This is a genomic window from Streptomyces sp. NPDC090741, from assembly GCF_044769045.1.
GTDB lineage: Bacteria > Actinomycetota > Actinomycetes > Streptomycetales > Streptomycetaceae > Streptomyces.
Genome location: NZ_JBIVXF010000006.1, coordinates 208689 through 226234 on the forward strand (window position 1 = coordinate 208689; position 17546 = coordinate 226234).

Annotated in this window: 12 protein-coding genes and 2 pseudogenes; 8 read left to right on the top strand and 6 right to left on the bottom strand. The window is 70.0% G+C overall.

All coding sequences use genetic code 11. From position 1 onward, the window contains the following. Nucleotides 1-211 precede the first annotated feature (211 nt). Both ACIQU4_RS18565 and ACIQU4_RS18570 read left to right on the top strand, forming a co-directional pair. Nucleotides 212-5200: an FG-GAP-like repeat-containing protein gene (locus ACIQU4_RS18565; protein WP_403731465.1), complete on the top strand. Its 4989-nt coding sequence runs from the start codon at nt 212-214 to the stop codon at nt 5198-5200. 451 nt (nt 5201-5651) lie between these two features. Next, the gene (locus ACIQU4_RS18570) at nt 5652-7301 is read left to right on the top strand and encodes an allantoin permease (RefSeq protein WP_403731468.1); all 1650 of its coding nucleotides are present in this window, start codon (nt 5652-5654) and stop codon (nt 7299-7301) included. Nucleotides 7302-8104: 803 nt separating this feature from the next. On the opposite strand, the gene ACIQU4_RS18575 is transcribed toward ACIQU4_RS18570, so the two are convergent. Next, the gene (locus ACIQU4_RS18575) at nt 8105-8560 is read right to left on the bottom strand and encodes an NUDIX domain-containing protein (protein ID WP_403731471.1); all 456 of its coding nucleotides are present in this window, start codon (nt 8558-8560) and stop codon (nt 8105-8107) included. Nucleotides 8561-9248: 688 nt separating this feature from the next. Continuing rightward, complete coding sequence (locus tag ACIQU4_RS18580) at nt 9249-9752, bottom strand: MarR family winged helix-turn-helix transcriptional regulator (RefSeq protein ID WP_403732107.1); 504 nt, start codon at nt 9750-9752, stop codon at nt 9249-9251. Nucleotides 9753-9974: 222 nt separating this feature from the next. On the opposite strand from ACIQU4_RS18580, the gene ACIQU4_RS18585 reads away from it, so the two are divergent. Further along, complete coding sequence (locus tag ACIQU4_RS18585) at nt 9975-11105, top strand: NADH:flavin oxidoreductase (RefSeq protein WP_403731474.1); 1131 nt, start codon at nt 9975-9977, stop codon at nt 11103-11105. Nucleotides 11106-11543: 438 nt separating this feature from the next. On the opposite strand, the gene ACIQU4_RS18590 is transcribed toward ACIQU4_RS18585, so the two are convergent. Beyond that, the gene (locus ACIQU4_RS18590; protein WP_403731477.1) at nt 11544-11987 is read right to left on the bottom strand and encodes a VOC family protein; all 444 of its coding nucleotides are present in this window, start codon (nt 11985-11987) and stop codon (nt 11544-11546) included. Between the two features lie 119 nt (nt 11988-12106). On the opposite strand from ACIQU4_RS18590, the pseudogene ACIQU4_RS18595 reads away from it, so the two are divergent. After that, a pseudogene (locus ACIQU4_RS18595) lies at nt 12107-12283 on the top strand (IS5/IS1182 family transposase); the annotation flags it as partial. A gap of 116 nt (nt 12284-12399) precedes the next feature. On the opposite strand, the gene ACIQU4_RS18600 reads toward ACIQU4_RS18595, so the two are convergent. After that, on the bottom strand, nt 12400-12750 hold the full coding sequence (locus ACIQU4_RS18600; protein ID WP_403731479.1) for an antibiotic biosynthesis monooxygenase family protein: 351 nt from the start codon (nt 12748-12750) through the stop codon (nt 12400-12402). A 119-nt stretch (nt 12751-12869) separates the two neighbouring features. On the opposite strand from ACIQU4_RS18600, the pseudogene ACIQU4_RS18605 reads away from it, so the two are divergent. Next, a pseudogene (locus ACIQU4_RS18605) lies at nt 12870-12971 on the top strand (LysR family transcriptional regulator); the annotation flags it as partial. A gap of 8 nt (nt 12972-12979) precedes the next feature. Here ACIQU4_RS18605 and ACIQU4_RS18610 read toward each other — a convergent pair. Then, nucleotides 12980-13426: an anthrone oxygenase family protein gene (locus tag ACIQU4_RS18610; protein ID WP_403731481.1), complete on the bottom strand. Its 447-nt coding sequence runs from the start codon at nt 13424-13426 to the stop codon at nt 12980-12982. Between the two features lie 91 nt (nt 13427-13517). On the opposite strand from ACIQU4_RS18610, the gene ACIQU4_RS18615 reads away from it, so the two are divergent. Then, the gene (locus tag ACIQU4_RS18615) at nt 13518-14096 is read left to right on the top strand and encodes a TetR/AcrR family transcriptional regulator (protein ID WP_403731482.1); all 579 of its coding nucleotides are present in this window, start codon (nt 13518-13520) and stop codon (nt 14094-14096) included. Between the two features lie 326 nt (nt 14097-14422). Here ACIQU4_RS18615 and ACIQU4_RS18620 read toward each other — a convergent pair whose 3' ends face one another. After that, complete coding sequence (locus tag ACIQU4_RS18620) at nt 14423-15388, bottom strand: amidohydrolase family protein (RefSeq protein ID WP_403731485.1); 966 nt, start codon at nt 15386-15388, stop codon at nt 14423-14425. Nucleotides 15389-15716: 328 nt separating this feature from the next. Here ACIQU4_RS18620 and ACIQU4_RS18625 point away from each other — a divergent pair, with 328 nt between their 5' ends. After that, on the top strand, nt 15717-16160 hold the full coding sequence (locus tag ACIQU4_RS18625; RefSeq protein WP_403731488.1) for a hypothetical protein: 444 nt from the start codon (nt 15717-15719) through the stop codon (nt 16158-16160). A 183-nt stretch (nt 16161-16343) separates the two neighbouring features. After that, nucleotides 16344-17456, top strand: a complete 1113-nt coding sequence (locus ACIQU4_RS18630; RefSeq protein ID WP_403731491.1) for a C40 family peptidase — start codon at nt 16344-16346, stop codon at nt 17454-17456. Nucleotides 17457-17546 lie beyond the last annotated feature (90 nt).

Here is a 17546-nt window from a genome sequence, read left to right on the forward strand (position 1 = left end):
CACTTTATGGCTGCTGTTACCACGGGTCTCCCGGAGTCCTTTGAGTGCACCAAGAACGGGCAAAGGCGGACAGGAAGCCTATGGAATCGGAATTTCCACTTCCGCTTTATTCTCGGCGCATCCCACGTGAGAAGCTCACCCGGTCTTATTCGAGCCATCCGCGCGCGGGAACCGGTTCCCAGGGCGCGCGGGACGACTTCAAGGAACACCCGTGAGACCACCCCTGGCGCGGCTCCGCGCCATCGGCCAGCCACGCCTGCGGGCATCGGCGCTGGTCACCACCGTGGCCCTGACTGCCGGCCTGCTGGCCACGGCTCCCGCCGCCCTGGCGGCCGGTGTCCGCGAAGCGGCCGCCGGACATGAGGCTCCCGCCGCCCGGACCGACGCCGAAAGGGCGGCCGCTGAGGCAAAGCGGACCGGCAAGCCGGTCGAGATCGTGAGCGGGCGCACCGAGACCGACGAGGTCTGGGCCAACCCCGACGGGACCAAGACGGCCAATCGCGCTCTGGTGCCCGTCCGGGTCCGCAAGGGCGGAAAGCTGATCCCGGTCGACACCACGCTGGAGCGCGGCCGCGACGGACGCATCGCACCTAAAGCAACGGCAATGGGCCTGACCTTCTCCGGCGGCGGAGAGGCTCCGCTGGCGGTGATGTCGGAGAACGGCCGTGATGTTTCCCTGTCCTGGCCCAAGCCGCTTCCCGAGCCCAAGCTGGAGGGCGACAGCGCCGTCTACCCCGAGGTCCTCCCCGGAGTCGACCTGCGCGTCAGCGCGACCGTCGACAGCTTCTCCCACGCCCTGATCGTCAAGTCCCGCGAGGCGGCGTCCAACCCGGCCCTCGCGCAGCTCGACTTCGGCCTCAAGGCCAAGGGGCTGACCGTACGGGCCGAGACCGACGGCCAACTGCGCGCGCTGGACCCGAACGGCCAGACCGTATTCGGCTCGGCGAAGCCGCAGATGTGGGACGCGGGCGGGCAGAAGACCGCCGAGCCCCAGACCCAGGCCCAGGCCCAGCCCCAGACCCAGACCCAGACCCCCGAGGCCGCCGCCCCGGCGACCCCCGCCGCCAAGGCGCCGCGCTCGGCCGCCGCCGCACCCGCGGCAGCCCCGCAGGCCGCCCCTCCGGCGCCCGCAGCCGCGGCCCCCGCGGCACCCGCCGCCCCGGTCGAGGGCGTCACCACCGGCGCCAAGCAGGCCGACCTCGGCATCCGGCTCTCCGGGTCCACGCTGACGCTGACCCCGGACCAGAGCCTGCTGCGGGCCCCGGACACCACGTACCCGGTCGTCATCGACCCGACCTGGGACGCCTGGAAGCAGGCCTGGACGATCGCGTACAAGCACAACGCGTTCCCCTCCTCGCCGAGCACCAACTACTGGAACGGCGGCACGCTCAGCAAGGACGCCCGCGTCGGCTGCGCGAAGGACGCCGCCAACGGCAACGCGGTGATCTGCGCCAAGACCTTCTTCCAGGTCGGCATGACCGACTACTGGGACAAGCAGATCATCGAGTCGACCCTGCGCATCAAGCAGAAGTCGGCCGGCTCCTGGAGCTGCAAGTCCGGTGACATCCAGGTCTGGGACACCGGCACCATCTCCAAGTCCACCACCTGGAACAACCAGCCGAACTGGGTCCGGATGGTCGACGCGACCGGCCAGTCCTACGGCGGGCGCAACTGCCCCGGTGACGGCGACCTGATCGAGCTGAACGTGAAGTCGGCCGTAGCGATGGCCGCCCAGAAGCACTGGGGCAACTGGACGTTCGGTCTGAAGGCGGCCAAGGACACCGTCGACGTCTCCTGGCGCAAGCTCGACCCGAACAGCGCCCGGATCTCGGTCACCTTCAACACCACCCCGGAGAAGGTGACCGAGCGGTCCACCGACCCCTCCGTCCCCTGCACCGGCGGCATCATCGGGACGACCGACCAGGTCGTCCTGCGGGCCCGCGTGAAGGACAAGGACAAGGAGGACATCAATCTCTGGGCCGAGTTCCACTACTGGAAGGACGGCACCTCGACCCCCACCAAGGTCGAAAAGAAGATCACCAACGGCAATGTGGCCCAGCTGCCCATCCCCGCGACCGGACTCGACGGCACCTACCGCTGGGACGTCCGGGCGCTGGACAAGGTCGGTCCTCCCGGCCCCTGGGCGGGCCAGTGCACCTTCACGATCGACCGCACCCGGCCGGACAAGACCCCGTCCGTGAAGTCCGTCCAGTTCCCCGAGAACGAGGACGACCCCGAGAAGACGGGATTGGCCCGCACCGAGGGCGTCTTCACCCTGGGCGCCAACGGCGTGAAGGACGTCACCGCCTTCGAGTGGTGGACCGACTCCAACCCCAAGGTCAACAAGGTGGCTCCGACCACCCAGGGCGGCTCGGTCGACGTCAAGTACACGCCGACCACTGCCGGTCCGCAGCGGCTCTTCGTCCGCAGCCTGGACGCTTCCGGCAACCGGTCGAACCTGAAGGAATACCTCTTCTACGCCAAGCGCCTGGCCACCCGTGACAAGCACGGCGACCTCAACGGCGACGGCACGGTCGACATCTGGAGCGTCGACCCGGGCGCCGGCACCCTGTGGCTGCACCCGGGCAAGGGCGACGGCACCTTCGACCTGTCCCGCCAGCTCGACCAGGGTTCCTTCGCAGACGCCACCTCGCTGGCGCACCGCGGCAGCTGGAACGAGGACTACTACGAGGACCTCGTCGTCCTGCGGCCCGGTCCCGACGGTTCGCGCAAGAACCTGTACGTCTACCCGAACAAGGGCGACGGCGATCTGGAAACCGCGGACGCCAACCGCCAGGAACTCCAGGCCGGCAACCCCGACGCGGACGACCACTGGGCCAATGCCGACCAGGTCGTCTCCATCGGCAGCGTCAACGACGACAACGGCGACGGCCGCACCGACGACAACGACCAGCCCGACCTGCTGGTCAAGTCCGGCGACCAGCTGTGGCTGTACCTCGGTTCCACGGTCGGCTTCCTGGACGCGTTCGGCGAGCCCGTCGGGCTCGGCAACGCCGACTGGAAGAACATGACGATCATGGCGCCCGGCGACCTCAACGGCGACCAGCTGCCCGAGGTCTGGGCCCGCGACACCGTCAGCGGCAAGATCCACCAGTACACCAGCCGCCGCACCACGGAGCCCGGCGCGACCACCACCGCCGACCTCGCGGTCTTCGGTGAGCCCTCCGCCCGCGAGAGCGCGATCGCCACCGGATTCACCGGCGCCGCGTACCCGCACCTGTCCAGCAACGGCGACTTCGAGACCGACGGCTTCGCGGACCTGTGGTCCCGCGGCGGCGACGGCCGGATCACCGAGTTCCCGGGCCGGGCCGCGTCCGCCGGCTCCGCCTTCGCGGCGGGCCGTCCGCTGGTCCTCGGCGGCACCTCGTGGTCCGAGTGCCAGGCCTTCACCTCGACGGCCACCGGCACGCACACGCTGTGCGGTCCGATCCTGTCCAAGTTCCTGGCCAAGGGCGGCACGTCGCTCGGCTACCCGACGACCGACGTCCTCGTCCCCGGCGACGGCGTGGGCCGGTACGTGAACCTCCGCGGTGCGGGCGCGACCAGCGACAACGGCTCCATCTACTGGCACCCCAGCAGTGGTGCCTGGGTCGTGTGGGGCGCCATCCGGGCCAAGTGGCTCAGCATGGGCGCCGAGAAGTCCATCATGGGCTACCCCACCTCCGACGAGGCCAAGAACTTCGACGGCGCGGGCTACAACTCCACCTTCTCCTCCACCACGGGCGGCAAGGGCGGCATCTACTGGTCCGCCGAGACCGGCGCCTGGTCCGTCCACGGATCGATCTTCAACAAGTACGCCTCGCTCGGCGGCCCGGCCAGTTACCTCGGCTACCCGACCACGGACGAGACGAACGTGGGCGACGGCAGCGTGGCCCGCTTCAACCACTTCCGCAAGCGCTCCGACTCCGCCGACACCGGCTCTGTCTACTGGAGCAAGGCCAACGGCGCCTGGTCGGTGTTCGGTTCGATCCGCAAGAAGTGGATCGCGCTGGGCGGCGAGAAGAGCACCCTCGGCTACCCCACCTCCGACGAGTACGACGTCGCGGGCGGCCCTCGGGAGGACTTCGAAAAGGGCTACATCCGCCACAACCGCACCACCGGCACTACCGTCGAGCACCAGCCCGCCGACCGGACCGCGCACCTGCGGACCGACTTGTCGGGCGACTTCAACGGCGACGGCCGCAGCGACCTGGCCACCGCGTACGACTACGGCGACGGCACCACCGCGCTGTGGGTCTTCGACGCCCTGCCCAGCGGCGGCTTCTCGGAGCCGACGGTCCGCTGGACCAGCGCCAAGGGCAGCTTCTCCGCCGACCAGGCCAAGTGGGTCGCGGGCGACTTCAACGGCGACGGCCGGGCCGACATCGGCGCCTGGTACGGGTACGAGGACGGCAGCACCGCGCTGTGGAACTTCGTCTCCAACGCCACGGGCACCTTCACCCCGGTGAAGAGCATCACCGTCGCCAAGGGCGTGTACACCTGGGCCAAGTCCCAGCCCCTGGCCGGTGACTTCAACGGCGACAAGCGGGCCGACTTTGCCCTGATCCAGGATTACGGCAACGGTGACATGGGCGCCCACACGTGGACGTCCAAGGGCGACAACACCTTCAACGCCTCCGTCGCGAGCTGGCGCACAGGCGCCGGCAAGTGGTGGATCGACTACGCCACCTTCCGCGTCGGCGACATGAACGGCGACGGACGGGACGACTTCCTGGCCATGTACGGCTATGCCTCCTACGGCACGGCCCTGTTCACCGGACTCGCCCAGCCGAACGGCGGCTTCGCCGCCCCGGTGAAGCACTGGGCGAAGCCCGCCGGGGTCTGGGAGTACGCGAAGACGAAGATGACCGTTGGCGACTACAACGGCGACAAGCGCGCCGACGTCGCCCTGATGTACGACCACGGTGACGGCCACTCCTCGCTGGACACCCTGCTCGGCAAGGCCGACGGCACGGTCGGCGAGAACGTCCGCAGCTGGGACACGCCGGAGGAGAACTGGTACGGCACCAGCGCCGCCCTGCCGGTCTCGGGCGACACCGACGGTGACGGCCGGGAGGACATCGGCATCGTGTACAACTACGCGAGCGGCGCCTCCAGCGCCTTCACGTTCAAGAGCCGCCCGGACGGCGGCTTCGAGAACAGCCTCCAGAGCTGGCAGGCCCTGCCCGGCACCTGGTGACCCCGCCGGCTCCGCGCCGGTAGGTCCCCCATGGCCCCGCACCTTCGGCGAAGGTGCGGGGCCTCGCCGCTCACGGGACACGTGACGGTGCTCGGCCGACCTTGTCGTTGTGGTGTTCACCGACGACTCCTGGTCGAGGGGAGTGTCAGGGGTGCGGGCAATCCGGTCGCCGTAGCGCGCGTACCGGTCGACCTGGTTACGGATCCCTGCGGGCAGCCTGCGCGAGTGGGGCGTACGTACGCAGCCACGCTGCCGGCGGCAACATGGTGTTCACCACAACGCACACCCGGGGTAACAACCGCTTTCTAGCGTGACCGACCGTGGGATCACAGCCGTGAACAGGGTTGCCGGAAACCACCCATGACGGTCCATCGCCCCCGTCCTGCCAACGGCGCCATACGGGGCTCCGCATCGCATCACCCCTGCACCCAGCCCCACCGGGAGGCGTGGCATGAGCACCACCGAGTCACGACAGACCACGACAGAAACGACGAGGACCGCCGCCGACCAGGCGGTCAAGGAGACGCTGGAGGACTACACCCTCCGTTTCGCACCCCGCAGTTACCGCCGCTGGACCCCCATGGTCGTGGCCACCACGGCCCTCGGCGGCATCGCCTACATGGCCGACTTCTCCATCGGCGCCGGCATCGGCCTGGCCCACGGCACCGGCAACGCGCTCGTGGCCATCGCCGTCGCCGCGGTCGTCATCTTCATCACCGGATTCCCACTGGCCTACTACGGCGCGCGCTACAACATCGACCTCGACCTGATCACCCGCGGCTCCGGCTTCGGCTACTACGGCTCGGTCGTCACCAGCGTCATCTTCGCCAGCTTCACCTTCATCTTCTTCGCCCTCGAAGGTTCGATCATGGCCCAGGGCCTCAAACTCGGCCTCGGACTGCCGCTGTGGCTGGGCTACGCCGTCTCCACGCTCATGGTGATCCCGCTGGTCGTCTACGGCATGAAGGCGCTCAGCACGCTCCAGGTGTGGACCACCCCGATCTGGCTGCTGCTCATGGCCGGTCCGCTGGTCTACCTGATCGCCAACGACCCCGGCACCGTCGACCGCTTCCTGGCCTATCCCGGCACGAACGGCGACGGCGCCGTCAACACCGCCTCCGTCATGCTCGGAGCGGGTGTGTGTCTGTCCTTGATCGCGCAGATCGGCGAGCAGATCGACTACCTGCGCTTCATGCCGCCCAAGTCCGAGGCGAACAAGCGCAGCTGGTGGACCGCCGTGGTCATGGCCGGCCCCGGGTGGGTCGTGCTCGGTGCGCTCAAGCAGGCCATCGGTGTCTTCCTCGCCGTCTACATCATCGCCGAGGTCGGACCGGCGGCAGCGCCCGAGCCCATCCAGCAGTTCCGCAGCGCCTTCGACGCGATGCTGCCGTCCTGGATGGTCATCCCGCTGGCCGTGGTCCTGGTGGTCATCAGCCAGATCAAGATCAACGTGACGAACGCGTACTCCGGCTCACTGGCCTGGACGAACTCCTTCACCCGCGTCACCAAGCACTACCCCGGCCGCATGGTCTTCGTCCTGGTCAACCTGGCCTTCGCACTCGCCCTGATGGAGGCCGACATGTTCAGCTTCCTGGGCAGCATCCTGGGCTTCTACTCGAACTGCGCGATCGCCTGGGTGGTCACCGTGGCCACCGACATCGGCATCAACAAGTACGTGCTGAAGCTGTCCCCCCTCCAGCCGGAGTTCCGCCGGGGCATGCTCCACGCGATCAATCCGGTCGGCGTCGTGGCCTTCGTCGCCGCCTCCGGCCTGTCGATCGCCATGTATTTCCACCTCCTCGGCGACACCCTCCAGCCGTACTCACCCGTGGCCGCAGCCGTGATCGCCTTCGTCGTCACCCCGCTGATGGCCGTGGTCACCAAGGGCCGCTACTACTTGCGCCGCACCGACGACGGCATCAGCGAGCCCCTGCTGGACACCGACGGGAACCCGAGCGCAGCCACCCTCGACTGCCACGTCTGCCACCAGCCCTACGAGCGCCCCGACCTCACCGCCTGTGTCACCCACGACGCGGTCGTCTGCTCGCTGTGCCTGAGTACGGACAAGGTCGGCGACCACGTCCTGCCGGCCACCGTGTAGGACAGCCCCGTTCGGGGCGGCCCTGCCTCCTCTCCAGGCAGCCGCCGGGCGGGGAACGAGTCTGAGGAGCGGTCGATGACCGCGGGCAAGTCCAGTGAGAGCGGCCGCAACTGGCGGCGGTCGCCCTCGCTGACGCCGGGGCGGCAAGACCACCCTGGTCGAAGCGCTTCCCCCGGCGCGGGGCCGCGGCCGGGTCCGGGTAGGACTGCCGGGCCCCGTGCCGGGCCGTGGTCGGGCCTCCGCTCCGTAGTACTGGGCCAGGAAACCGACGTCCGAGCGCAGCGGTTCCGGCGTGTTGGCGACCACCAGGGCTCCGTTGGTGGAGAAGGGACTCGCGTCGACGATCGTCGAGGCCGACGCGGGTGCAACGACCGGACCCGTGGTCGTGATGGAGCCAGAGGCCGGGAACGGGGTCGCGAGCGGCATCAGAGCGGCCAGCGATCTCCTTCGCGGCCCGTTGGGCGGTGGCGCCGAAGGCGGTGGCCAGGACCACGCCTGCGATCCGTGATCAGCTCACGCTCATCCCCCGCTCCGGCCACACACCCCGCTCCGTGTGCAGCGCGTTGAGCTTCCGCGAGGCTTTCAGGAACGTGCAGTCGATCTGCACGATCGCAGCCATCTGCCGTTCCCTTCGAGGTCTTCGCGCCTGTCGAGTGGACGGGAGGGTGGGTGGGTGAGCGCGGGACTCCCCCCACAGCACACCGCAAGCATCCGGGGTCGCTCGGGCAACTCCCAGATCACCGGAGGCGGCAGCGCGGCAATCGGGGCCGCGGCGCAGCGTGAACCATGCGTGGAGCGCAGGCCTACAGGGCGAGTTCGAGGTAGACGGCACGTTTGTCCTCACGTGCCGTGAGGGCCTTGCGCCATATGGCGAGGGCGAAGGGCGGAATCATGTGGGGAGAGATGTCTGCGGGGAGACAGAAACGGATCTCACCGATCTCCGACTCCTGGAGCGTGATGGCCTGCTGCTGCTCCGCGCTCAGCTCGGGGCCGTCGAAGACGTAGAAGACGTGCGAGCCTTCCGCCCTGGTCACCCAGGCGGTCACGAGGAGAACCCCGATCTCGAGGTCCAGGCCGATTTCCTCACGGACCTCTCGGCGCGCAGCGGCGGCGGGGAGCTCCCCTTCCTCGATGTGGCCGCCCGGCAGGTTCCACCGCTCCTTGTAGACCGGGTTGACGATGAGCACCCGGCCCTGTTCGTCGCTGACAATGGCGGCGGCGGACGCAGTGGCCCTCGCGCGGCTGACGGATGCGGTCATGAATGACTCCTCGGAAGAGATGCCTCTCCAGCAGAAGGGATCTCTGCCGGGACGCCTGACTCACGGACCGGAGCCCGAATGTGCAAGCACACATCCATGATCCAGTACGTCTGCACGGCGGCCTCGGCACGGGTCCGCCGCCTAGCAGGCTCGGGCAGCAGATCGGTCCGGCATGCCGGTGACTCCGGCCGCGGGGTCCATCACCCAGTCGTGGAGAGAAGCCGGCACTACGTGCACCACTCGCGGTGGCCAGGGCGGGTTCATCCCCGCGGGTGCGGGTAGCAGGCTTTCTGACCAGGGATTCCATGTGCAGCGATCCGAGGCGAGCGCACGCACCGGCACAGGACACTGCCCTCGCCCCAAAGGAGCCCGTGGCCGCCACCGATGCCATCGGACCTTGCCCGATTCCATTCCGTCCACCCAAGGGACCACAACGCCCTCCACCACCGGTGGATCATGCGGCGGCTCGGGGGCTCACAGGGCCGCCGTTCCAGTGCAGTGGGCACTGTCGGATGAATGTCGTCATGGCTGGGTCATGAAACAAGGGACGCAAGGCACACGCTGGTTTGGCATCACGGCTGACGGGCTCTGACACGGTCAGCGGCCTCGCCACGTGGGCGACATTCGCCGGCGTGAACGTCCCGGTGCTCCAACCTCACTGGCTCAGAATCCCGATGCGCGGGCGTTCCTACGGGGCGGGAGTCGCGGGTGCCTGCGGAGCCGGAGTCGGGGATTCGTACGGGACCGGCGGGTGGCATGCGGCGCGGGTGTCGTCTTCCTCCGTGCGCGGCCAGTACCGTCCTTCGAGGGCCTCGGCGCTGCGGTTGAGCCGGACCAGGACGTCCTCCAGCTCCCGTACCTCCTCAGGGGACCAGTCGGCGACCACCCGCGCCAGGCAGGACCGGTTGACCTCACGGTCTCCGGCGAGCCGGCGCCCGCCTTCGGCGGTGATGCGCAGCTTGCGGGCCATGCCGCCGTCCGGGTCCGCGACGCGCTCGGCCAGCCCGCAGCGCAGCAGCGCGGCCGTCTGACGGTTCACGGTCGAGGTATCGAGCGCGAAGGCCTCCGCCAACTCCCCGATGGACATGGGGCCTTGTGTGTCGATCCGGCTGAGCAGCAGGTACGCCGACCGCTCCAGGCGTTCGGGATCGCGCTCGCGCCGGGCAAGCACCTGGTGCCGCGAGAGCAGCATCAGCTCCCGCTCCAGTTTCTCCAGCACTACGCCTCCAGCTCCTTCCGGCGCTCCATTATCGCTGACCTGTGAACCCGGGGACCGGCGGACCCCTGCACGGCTCGGCCTGCGGGAGCCGCCGTACGACGGCCGGACACCGCAATATGCATGATACATAGCATGTGTATTATGCACTTCTCGTTGTCACCCCGACGAGCCACAGCCTTAACCCGGAGGACCCGCATGACCGTCACCACGTCCACCGCCTCCCGCGCCGCCGAGATCTTGTCCCGGCCCGTCACGCTCAACGGACTGACCGTCCCCAACCGCATCGCGATGGCGCCGATGACGCGGATGTTCTCCCCCGGCGGCGTGCCCGGCGAGGACGTGCAGGCGTACTACGCCAGCCGGGCCGCCGCGGGTGTGGGCTTGATCGTCACCGAGGGCACCTACATCGGTCACGACTCCGCCGGGCAGAGCGACCGGGTCCCGCGGTTCCACGGTGAGGACCAGCTGGCGGGGTGGGCGAAGGTCGCCGCTGCCGTGCACGAGGCGGGCGGCACGATCGTGCCTCAGCTGTGGCACATAGGCATGGTGCGCAAGCAGGGCGAGGCACCGTATGCCGACGCCCCCGCCGTCGGCCCCTCCGGCATCCGCGTCGACGGCACCGAGGGGACCGGCAACGCGATGACCCGCGCCGACCTCGACGACGTCATCGGCGCGTTCGCCGACGCCGCCGCGGAGGCCGAGCGGATCGGCTTCGACGGCGTCGAACTGCACGGCGCCCACGGCTACCTGCTCGACCAGTTCCTGTGGGAGCGGACCAACCGCCGCACCGACTCCTACGGCGGCGACGCGGTGGCCCGTACGAAGTTCGCCGCGGAGATCGTGGCCGCGGTCCGCGAGCGCGTTCCGGCCGACTTCCCGGTGATCTTCCGCTACTCGCAGTGGAAGCAGGAGGCCTACGACGCACGGCTCGCGCAGACTCCGGAGGAACTGGAGGCGATCCTGACCCCGCTGGCGGCAGCCGGCGTCGATGCGTTCCACGCTTCCACCCGACGCTACTGGATCCCGGAGTTCGAGGGCTCGGACCTGAACCTGGCGGGCTGGACCAAGAAGCTCACCGGCCGGCCGACCATCACCGTCGGCTCGGTCGGCCTCGACGGCGACTTCATCCGCGCCTTCGCCGGCGAGGGTGCGGCCCTCGGCGACATCGACAACCTCCTGGACCGCATGGAACGCGACGAGTTCGACATGGTCGCCGTCGGCCGGGCGCTGCTCCAGGACCCGCAGTGGGCGGCGAAGGTCCTCGGCAACCGCTTCGACGAGCTGAAGCCTTACGACGCGGCGGCGCTCAGGTCGCTCAGCCGGTAGCCGGTAGCCGGTAGCCGACCGGACGGCCGGTCCGAGGACGCCCCCGTGACATCGGTCCGCCGAGGTCACGGGGCGTTCGCGCTCCGGTCAACAATCGCCGAGCCTCGCCAGTGGCAGGACGTCGCCCACCTGCCCGAAGCACTGCGCGCCCGCCTGATCGCGCATGCCCGCGCAGAACGGTGGCCGGCACCCCCACGAGCCTGGGCTTGCCCCGTACGGTCCATCGCCGAACGGGACTCGACCTTGTCAGCGGGTTGGACACCGGCGGGCGGGCAGGTGCTTGTCCGGTGGCGGTGGCCGGCGGAGCCGTCGCGGTATTCGATCGCCGCCCGGGTCGTCCTCCAGCGACGCAAAGCTCCACGTGACCGAGCCAACGGGTTCCTCGATGGCCGACCAATACGCAGAGTTGGGGCTGACCGAGCCGGTCTGCCCCGTGGGTCACAAGCTGTGTGCGATGGGGTGCAGCGGTTCGTACAGCGGAAGTTCGGAGCCGCTGGGAAGCCGGACCGCAGTCAGTTTGCCCCAGCGCTGTTCGCTGACCGGGCGGGTGATCTCGACGCCCTTGGCGCGGAACTCGCCGAGCTGGGAATCAAGGTCGTCGCACATCAGGTAGAACTCGTGCCGGGGTGGGCCATCGGCCGGGTGCACGGCGACTTCGGACGGGGGCAGCTTGAAGATGAGCCAGCCGCCGCCCGCGTCGACGCCGGGGAAGCCGAGGACGTCACGGATGAAAGCACGGTCCGCCTCGGCGTCGTGGCTGTAGAGGATGACATGTGCACCGTTGATCACGGCTACCCCCTGTTCATCGACGTACTGACGGTCGTGTCCCCGGCATCCTGGCACGCCACGGCCGAGAAGATCCTCGGCCGGGTTCGATGACACGCCGACCGAGTTGAAGGTCGACGGACAGCGGGATCTGGGATCAGTTCCGACCGTTGAGAGATCGAACGATTCGGCACCCCGTGTCTGGCCGTCCCGTACGGCCCTGGTCACCCGGGCAGCGCGTCCACGGTCCCGTCGGCCGTCCCCGCACCCGCCCGGAGGCAGTCGCCGGGGACGAGGCGTACTCGTCCCGCGGCGACCGCGCCCACCCGCGCAGGCTCGGCATCAAGGCCGTCATCCCGGAGAAACGGGACCAGGCCGCCAACCGGAAGCTGCCGCCCGGGGAGTGGGGACGGTGCGCCACTGGCGCGGTGTCGGCCCGTGGTGTCGCAGGTGATCCGGAGCTGGATCGCCCACCCGCAGGGCCGAGCACGAGGACATCACCCCGTCGCGGAGCTACTGCTGCCGCGTGTCATAGGTCGATCTGCTCGAAGATGTGCGGGTACGACACGATGTCGTCGGGGAACTCGGCCGCCATGCGCTGGAACTCCGGGCTGCCGAACGCCGTGGCGAGCGCCTCGGTCGATTCCCAGACCGCGACGTTCATCAGAAGCTGACTGTTCGCCGTTCCCTTGTGTATTTGCAGGGAGACGAATCCCGGCTGAGCCTTCATGAACTCGGCCTGCCTCCGAAAGAGGGCCAGGAACGATTCAGTCCTCTCCTTCGGGACGAAGAAGGTGTTGGCCAGGACGATGGGCCCGGTCTTCTCCTTGAACTGCGCGCACATCGGTGTGTGTGGATCGAGACTCTGCAGCTTGGCCATTTTCGGTACTTCCTCTCGCTATCGGTCAGTGGGTGTCGCTGGGGACCCGTCCTGGGGATACCAGCGGAGTTCGAGGGTGTTGGTGTCCGGGTCCTGGATGTGGATGGACCGGAGGCGCCCTGCTGGAGCGGGCGGAGGCGGAGGCTTTCCTGACGCCGGCCGAGGAACTGCACCTGGGGCGCACGGCCGAGCGGTTGCGGCTGACGACCGGCTGGGTGAGCCCGCGGGCTCAGGTGAGGGCGGCGACCAGCAGGGCGAAAGCGGCGATGATGACGGCGACGCGGATGTAGTGGTAGCGGTCCCAGCGGTTCATCTGCTCCTTCCAGTCGGCGGGCCGGTTCTCGGGGGTCCACGTCTTGCCCCGGTTGTTGATCGGGACGAGCAGCAGGATCGACATGATCACGCTGAGGATCAGCAGGGCGGCGGAGGTGACGACCAGGCCGGTGCCGTGGTGGTGCCATCTGGTGATGGCCCAGACCGCGACGAGGATGAGCGAGGTGATGTACCAGACCGGCATCACGGCGCCGAGCATCCGGCCCCCGTGGGCGCGGCCGAGTTGGCCGCTGTCCTCGGGTAGTGCGTTCAGGATCCGGTTGATGACGAAGGCGACGGAGAACTCCACCCCCACCATCACTCCGACGACCACGGTGGTGATGACCTGGAGTGCGTTGAGCATGTTGACCCCTCCTGGGATCTAGCATCGCTAGGTGATGAGGCAACGCTAGTACTACTGCCGCTCGATTGTCTAGCGATGCTAGGATCGAATCATGTCGGTACAGGAACGCAAGCAGCGCGAACGGGCGGACCGCGAGCGCCTCATCGTGGCGACGGCCCGCGAGCTCGCCGAGCAGCAGGGCTGGGACGCGGTCACCACCCGCCGGCTCGCCGAGCGCATCGAATACAGCCAGCCCGTCCTCTACAGCCATTTCCGCGGCAAGCGCGAGATCATCGGCGCCGTCGCCCTGGAAGGCGCCGCCGAGATGGCCGCGGCACTGCGGGCCGCGACCTCCGCCGCGGGCGGCCCTCGCACCCGGGTCACCGCCCTCGCCCGCGCCTACCTCGACTTCGCCGAACGCAACCCGGCGGTCTACGACGCCATGTTCCAGCTCGACGGCGGCCTGGCGTTCGCGCACGAGGACACCCCGGAGCCGTTGAAGGACGCATTCGCCGCGCTGCTGGAGAGCCTCGGCGAGGTCGCCGGGGACGGCGTCCACCCGGGGTTGTTCACCGAGGTGTTCTGGGCGTCCCTGCACGGGCTGGCCACCCTGACCCGGGCGGGACGGCTGCCGCCGGAGGACACCGCGCAGAGGGTGGAACTGCTGGTGGACCGGCTCGCCATCGTCTGACACACCACACCGGCGGGCACGCAGCCGGGGCCCTCGGGCGCGGCTGCCTGCCTGCGGCGTCGCCTCCGGTCACTCACGCCCACACGACGCAGCCGCAGGTCGCCGGGCCCCGTACCCCCGACGGGGCACGGCCGCCCCGGCCCTCGTCAAGATCGATCTCAAGGTCCCCGGGCAGCAGAAACCCGCGGCGCGGCCGCTGGTGTGCCGTTCGGGCTCCCCCTCTCGCACGCACCGGGGTCTGGGGCCTCCTCAGCGGGATCGTCCGGCCCGGCTACGGTCCGCGCCTCCCGCGCCAGGGTGACGCGGGGGCGGCACCGGGCGGGTTTTCAGGGGGTGAGGCGGGCGGCCAGGGCGGGCAGGAGGCGGAGGGCGTTCGTACGGCCGATCTCTGCACGTTGGGCGTCGGTCCAGCCGTCGAACTCGGCGAAGCCGTTGGTGTTCTCGGTCGTGTGAGCGGCCGGCATGAAGGGGTAGTCGCTGCCGTAGAGGATGTGGTCCGTGCCCGTGAGGCGGGTCAGGGCGGGGAGCGCGAAGTCATTGGCGGACATCGCGATGTCGTAGTGGAGGCGGCCGAGGGTGCCGATGACGTCCTCCGGGGCGCGGTCCTTGAGGTACGCGCCGATGGTGGTGCCAAAGGTGAGGCGGCGGGCCAGGAAGGGGAGGGTGCCGCCGGCGTGCGAGAGGATCATCCGCAGGTCGGGCAGGCGGTCGAGGACGCCGTTGAAGAGCAGGCTGGCCGCGGTGCGGGTGGTCTCGAAGGTGAACTCGTAGAGGGAGACCGGCAGGTCGAAGGTGGCCAGGTCGCGGCTGGGCGGGGCGGCCGGGTGGACGTGGACGGCCGCGCCGCGCTCGGCGATCTCCGCGAAGAGGGGCTCGAACCCGGGGTCGCCGAGGTAGCGGTGACCGTATGAGGTCAGGACGCCGGCGCCGTCCAGGCCGAGCTCGTCGAGCGCGTAGCGGAGCTCCTCGCGGGCGGCGGCCACGTCGGGGAGGGGCAGGACCGCGAAGGCGCCGAAGCGGGTCGGGTGCTCGCGCACCAGTTCGGCGAAGTACTCGTTGACGCGGCGGGCCAGCTTCGGGGCGTCCGGGCCGTCGAGGAAGGTGACACCGGGGGCGGTGATGGACAGGACGGCGGCGGCGATGCCGTGGGCGTCCATGACCTCCAGGCTCTGCTCGGGGGTCCACGTCGGGTAGTCCACGCCGGGGATGGCCTTCCGGTCGCCGAGGGCCTCGGCGTAGAAGGGCGGGATCGCGTGGTGGTGGACGTCGATCAGACCGGTGGGTGCGGGCATGCGGAGGCTCCTGGCGTGAGGACGGGTCCCGGCGAAGTCTTCGCCGTTCGATGGGCGTCGCGTGGACCATAAGGCCACGAGGGCAGCCGATCTCATCGGGCGGCCTTCGGCTGTCAACTCCCGAGTGAGGGAGGTCGGTTCGAGGGCTCACTGCGGCCCGGCGGGGGCCCGGCCGTAACCGCCGACCCGGACCCGACCCGGATCCGACCCGGACCCGACCGGCCACGACCAGCGGGCGACCCGGCCGCGACCGGGCCCGTCCGCACCATGGGAGAAGAGGGCCGGTTCCGGCTTGTACGGGGCGCGCGGGCGGTGCGATCCTTCCGCCATGTCGCCCACACAACTGCCGGATTACGGGGAGGTCCTCGCGGAGGTGAGGGAAGTGCGGCGGGCCGGGATCGTCCGACTGCGTGAGCTCCGGCTCCCGGTACTCACCGGCATGTCGGCCGGTCCGGGGGAGGCCGGCTCCGGAGAGCCGCACTTCCCCGCCGTCGAGCGGCTGCTGCGCACCGCCGTCGCCGCGATGGGCGGGGGCACCCTCCAGGAAGCCGCCGAGTACAGCCTCGGCCTTGCGCGCGGCACCCGGGCGGCGGCTCTGGTCGCGCCGTCGGTGAGGACACGGGCGAGGACCCGGCCCGGGGCCGCCGCCTCCAGCACGGCGCGGGCACCGGCCACGTCGTTCAGACACCCGCGCAGAGCGGCACGCCTCGCGGCGGGGTACTCGTTGATGCCCACGAGCAGGGCGTACACCGTCTCCATGGCCTCAGTGTGATCCGGCGGGGCGGGCGGCCACCGGCCGGATTCCGGTCGTATCGGGGGCGGTTGCCGGGCGGGAGTGGCTCAAATCCATTTCGCCGGGGACCGGTTGACGGCGGCGATTCGATCCCATGACCCCCGCGGGGGCCGACCCGGCCGGAGGGGTTCGCAGGCGCGCCGCCCTGGACAGGATGGACGCATGTACTCCGTGAAGACCGTCCTTACGGCCACCGCCGCAATGCTCCTCGCCCTCGCCGCTCCTGCCGCCGCAGTCCCCGCGGCTCCCAGCACCGCGGCCCGCCCCTCCGTGTCCGCCGAGCCACGTCCCTGCGACGGCGCCCCGACCTGCTACGTCGACGTGACGGTCGCTCAGGTCTGGGTGAGTCCCGGACAGGTCCGGCCCGTGGACGCTCCGGCGACCACCAATCCCGCGGACATCCGCGGCTGGTTGACGACCATGTCCCTGGACGAGCGGCGCGAGGTCGCCGGGGAGACGCAGGCTCTCCACGGCGTCCCGGTGACCGTCGACCGCACCGAGCGGCACGGCGGTCTGCTCTGGGACCACGTATGGGTGCACGGCCAGCCCACCCCCAGGGACGAGGCAGGGCGGGGCGCCTACCCCGGCTGGATTCCCGACCGGCAACTGACCTCGGAGCACCGGCGCCCGCCCGGCGGTACGCACGAGGAACGCGTTGCCCGCCCCACGGCCCGGGGCTTCGCCACCGCGCAGGCCGCGCTTGCCGGCCGTCAGTCCGGGCAGGTGAGCGAGTACTCGTACAACACCTCCTTCCCGGTGAAGGCCGGTCCGCTGCCCGGGGTCGTCGCCGCCTACTCCCCCAGCGGTGGCCGGCTGTTCTTCCGGGCTGAGGACCTGGCGAGGGTGCCGGCCGCACCGAGCGGCGCGGACGTGGTCGCCGCCGCACGCGCCTTCCTGGGTCTGCCCTACCTGTGGTCGGGCACCTCAGGATTCGGCTACGACTGCTCCGGTCTCACCGGCCAGGTCTACTCCGCCCTCGGCGTGACGATCCCCCGGGACGCCCAGCCGCAGTTCGAGGCGGGCGGCGGACAGGTACCCGCCGGCTCGGCCGCGGGGGTGCGGATCAGCGGTACGGCGGACCTCAGGCCCGGCGACATCGTCGCCTTCCGCCCCGCCACCGGCACCGAGGTCACCCACGTCGGCATCTACTCGGGGACGAGGAACGGCGAACCCATGATGATCAACTCGCCTCGGACCGGTGACCCGGTCAGGGAGGAGCCCATCGGTTCCACCGGCCGCGTCTACGTGGGCGCCACCCGCTTCCTCACCCGCTGACGCACGTACGGCACTGCCGCACGGCCAACCCTGGCCACCAAGCACACCGGCTCGGGAACGCTCCCGTCCTCCAGCAGCACCCCACCCGGC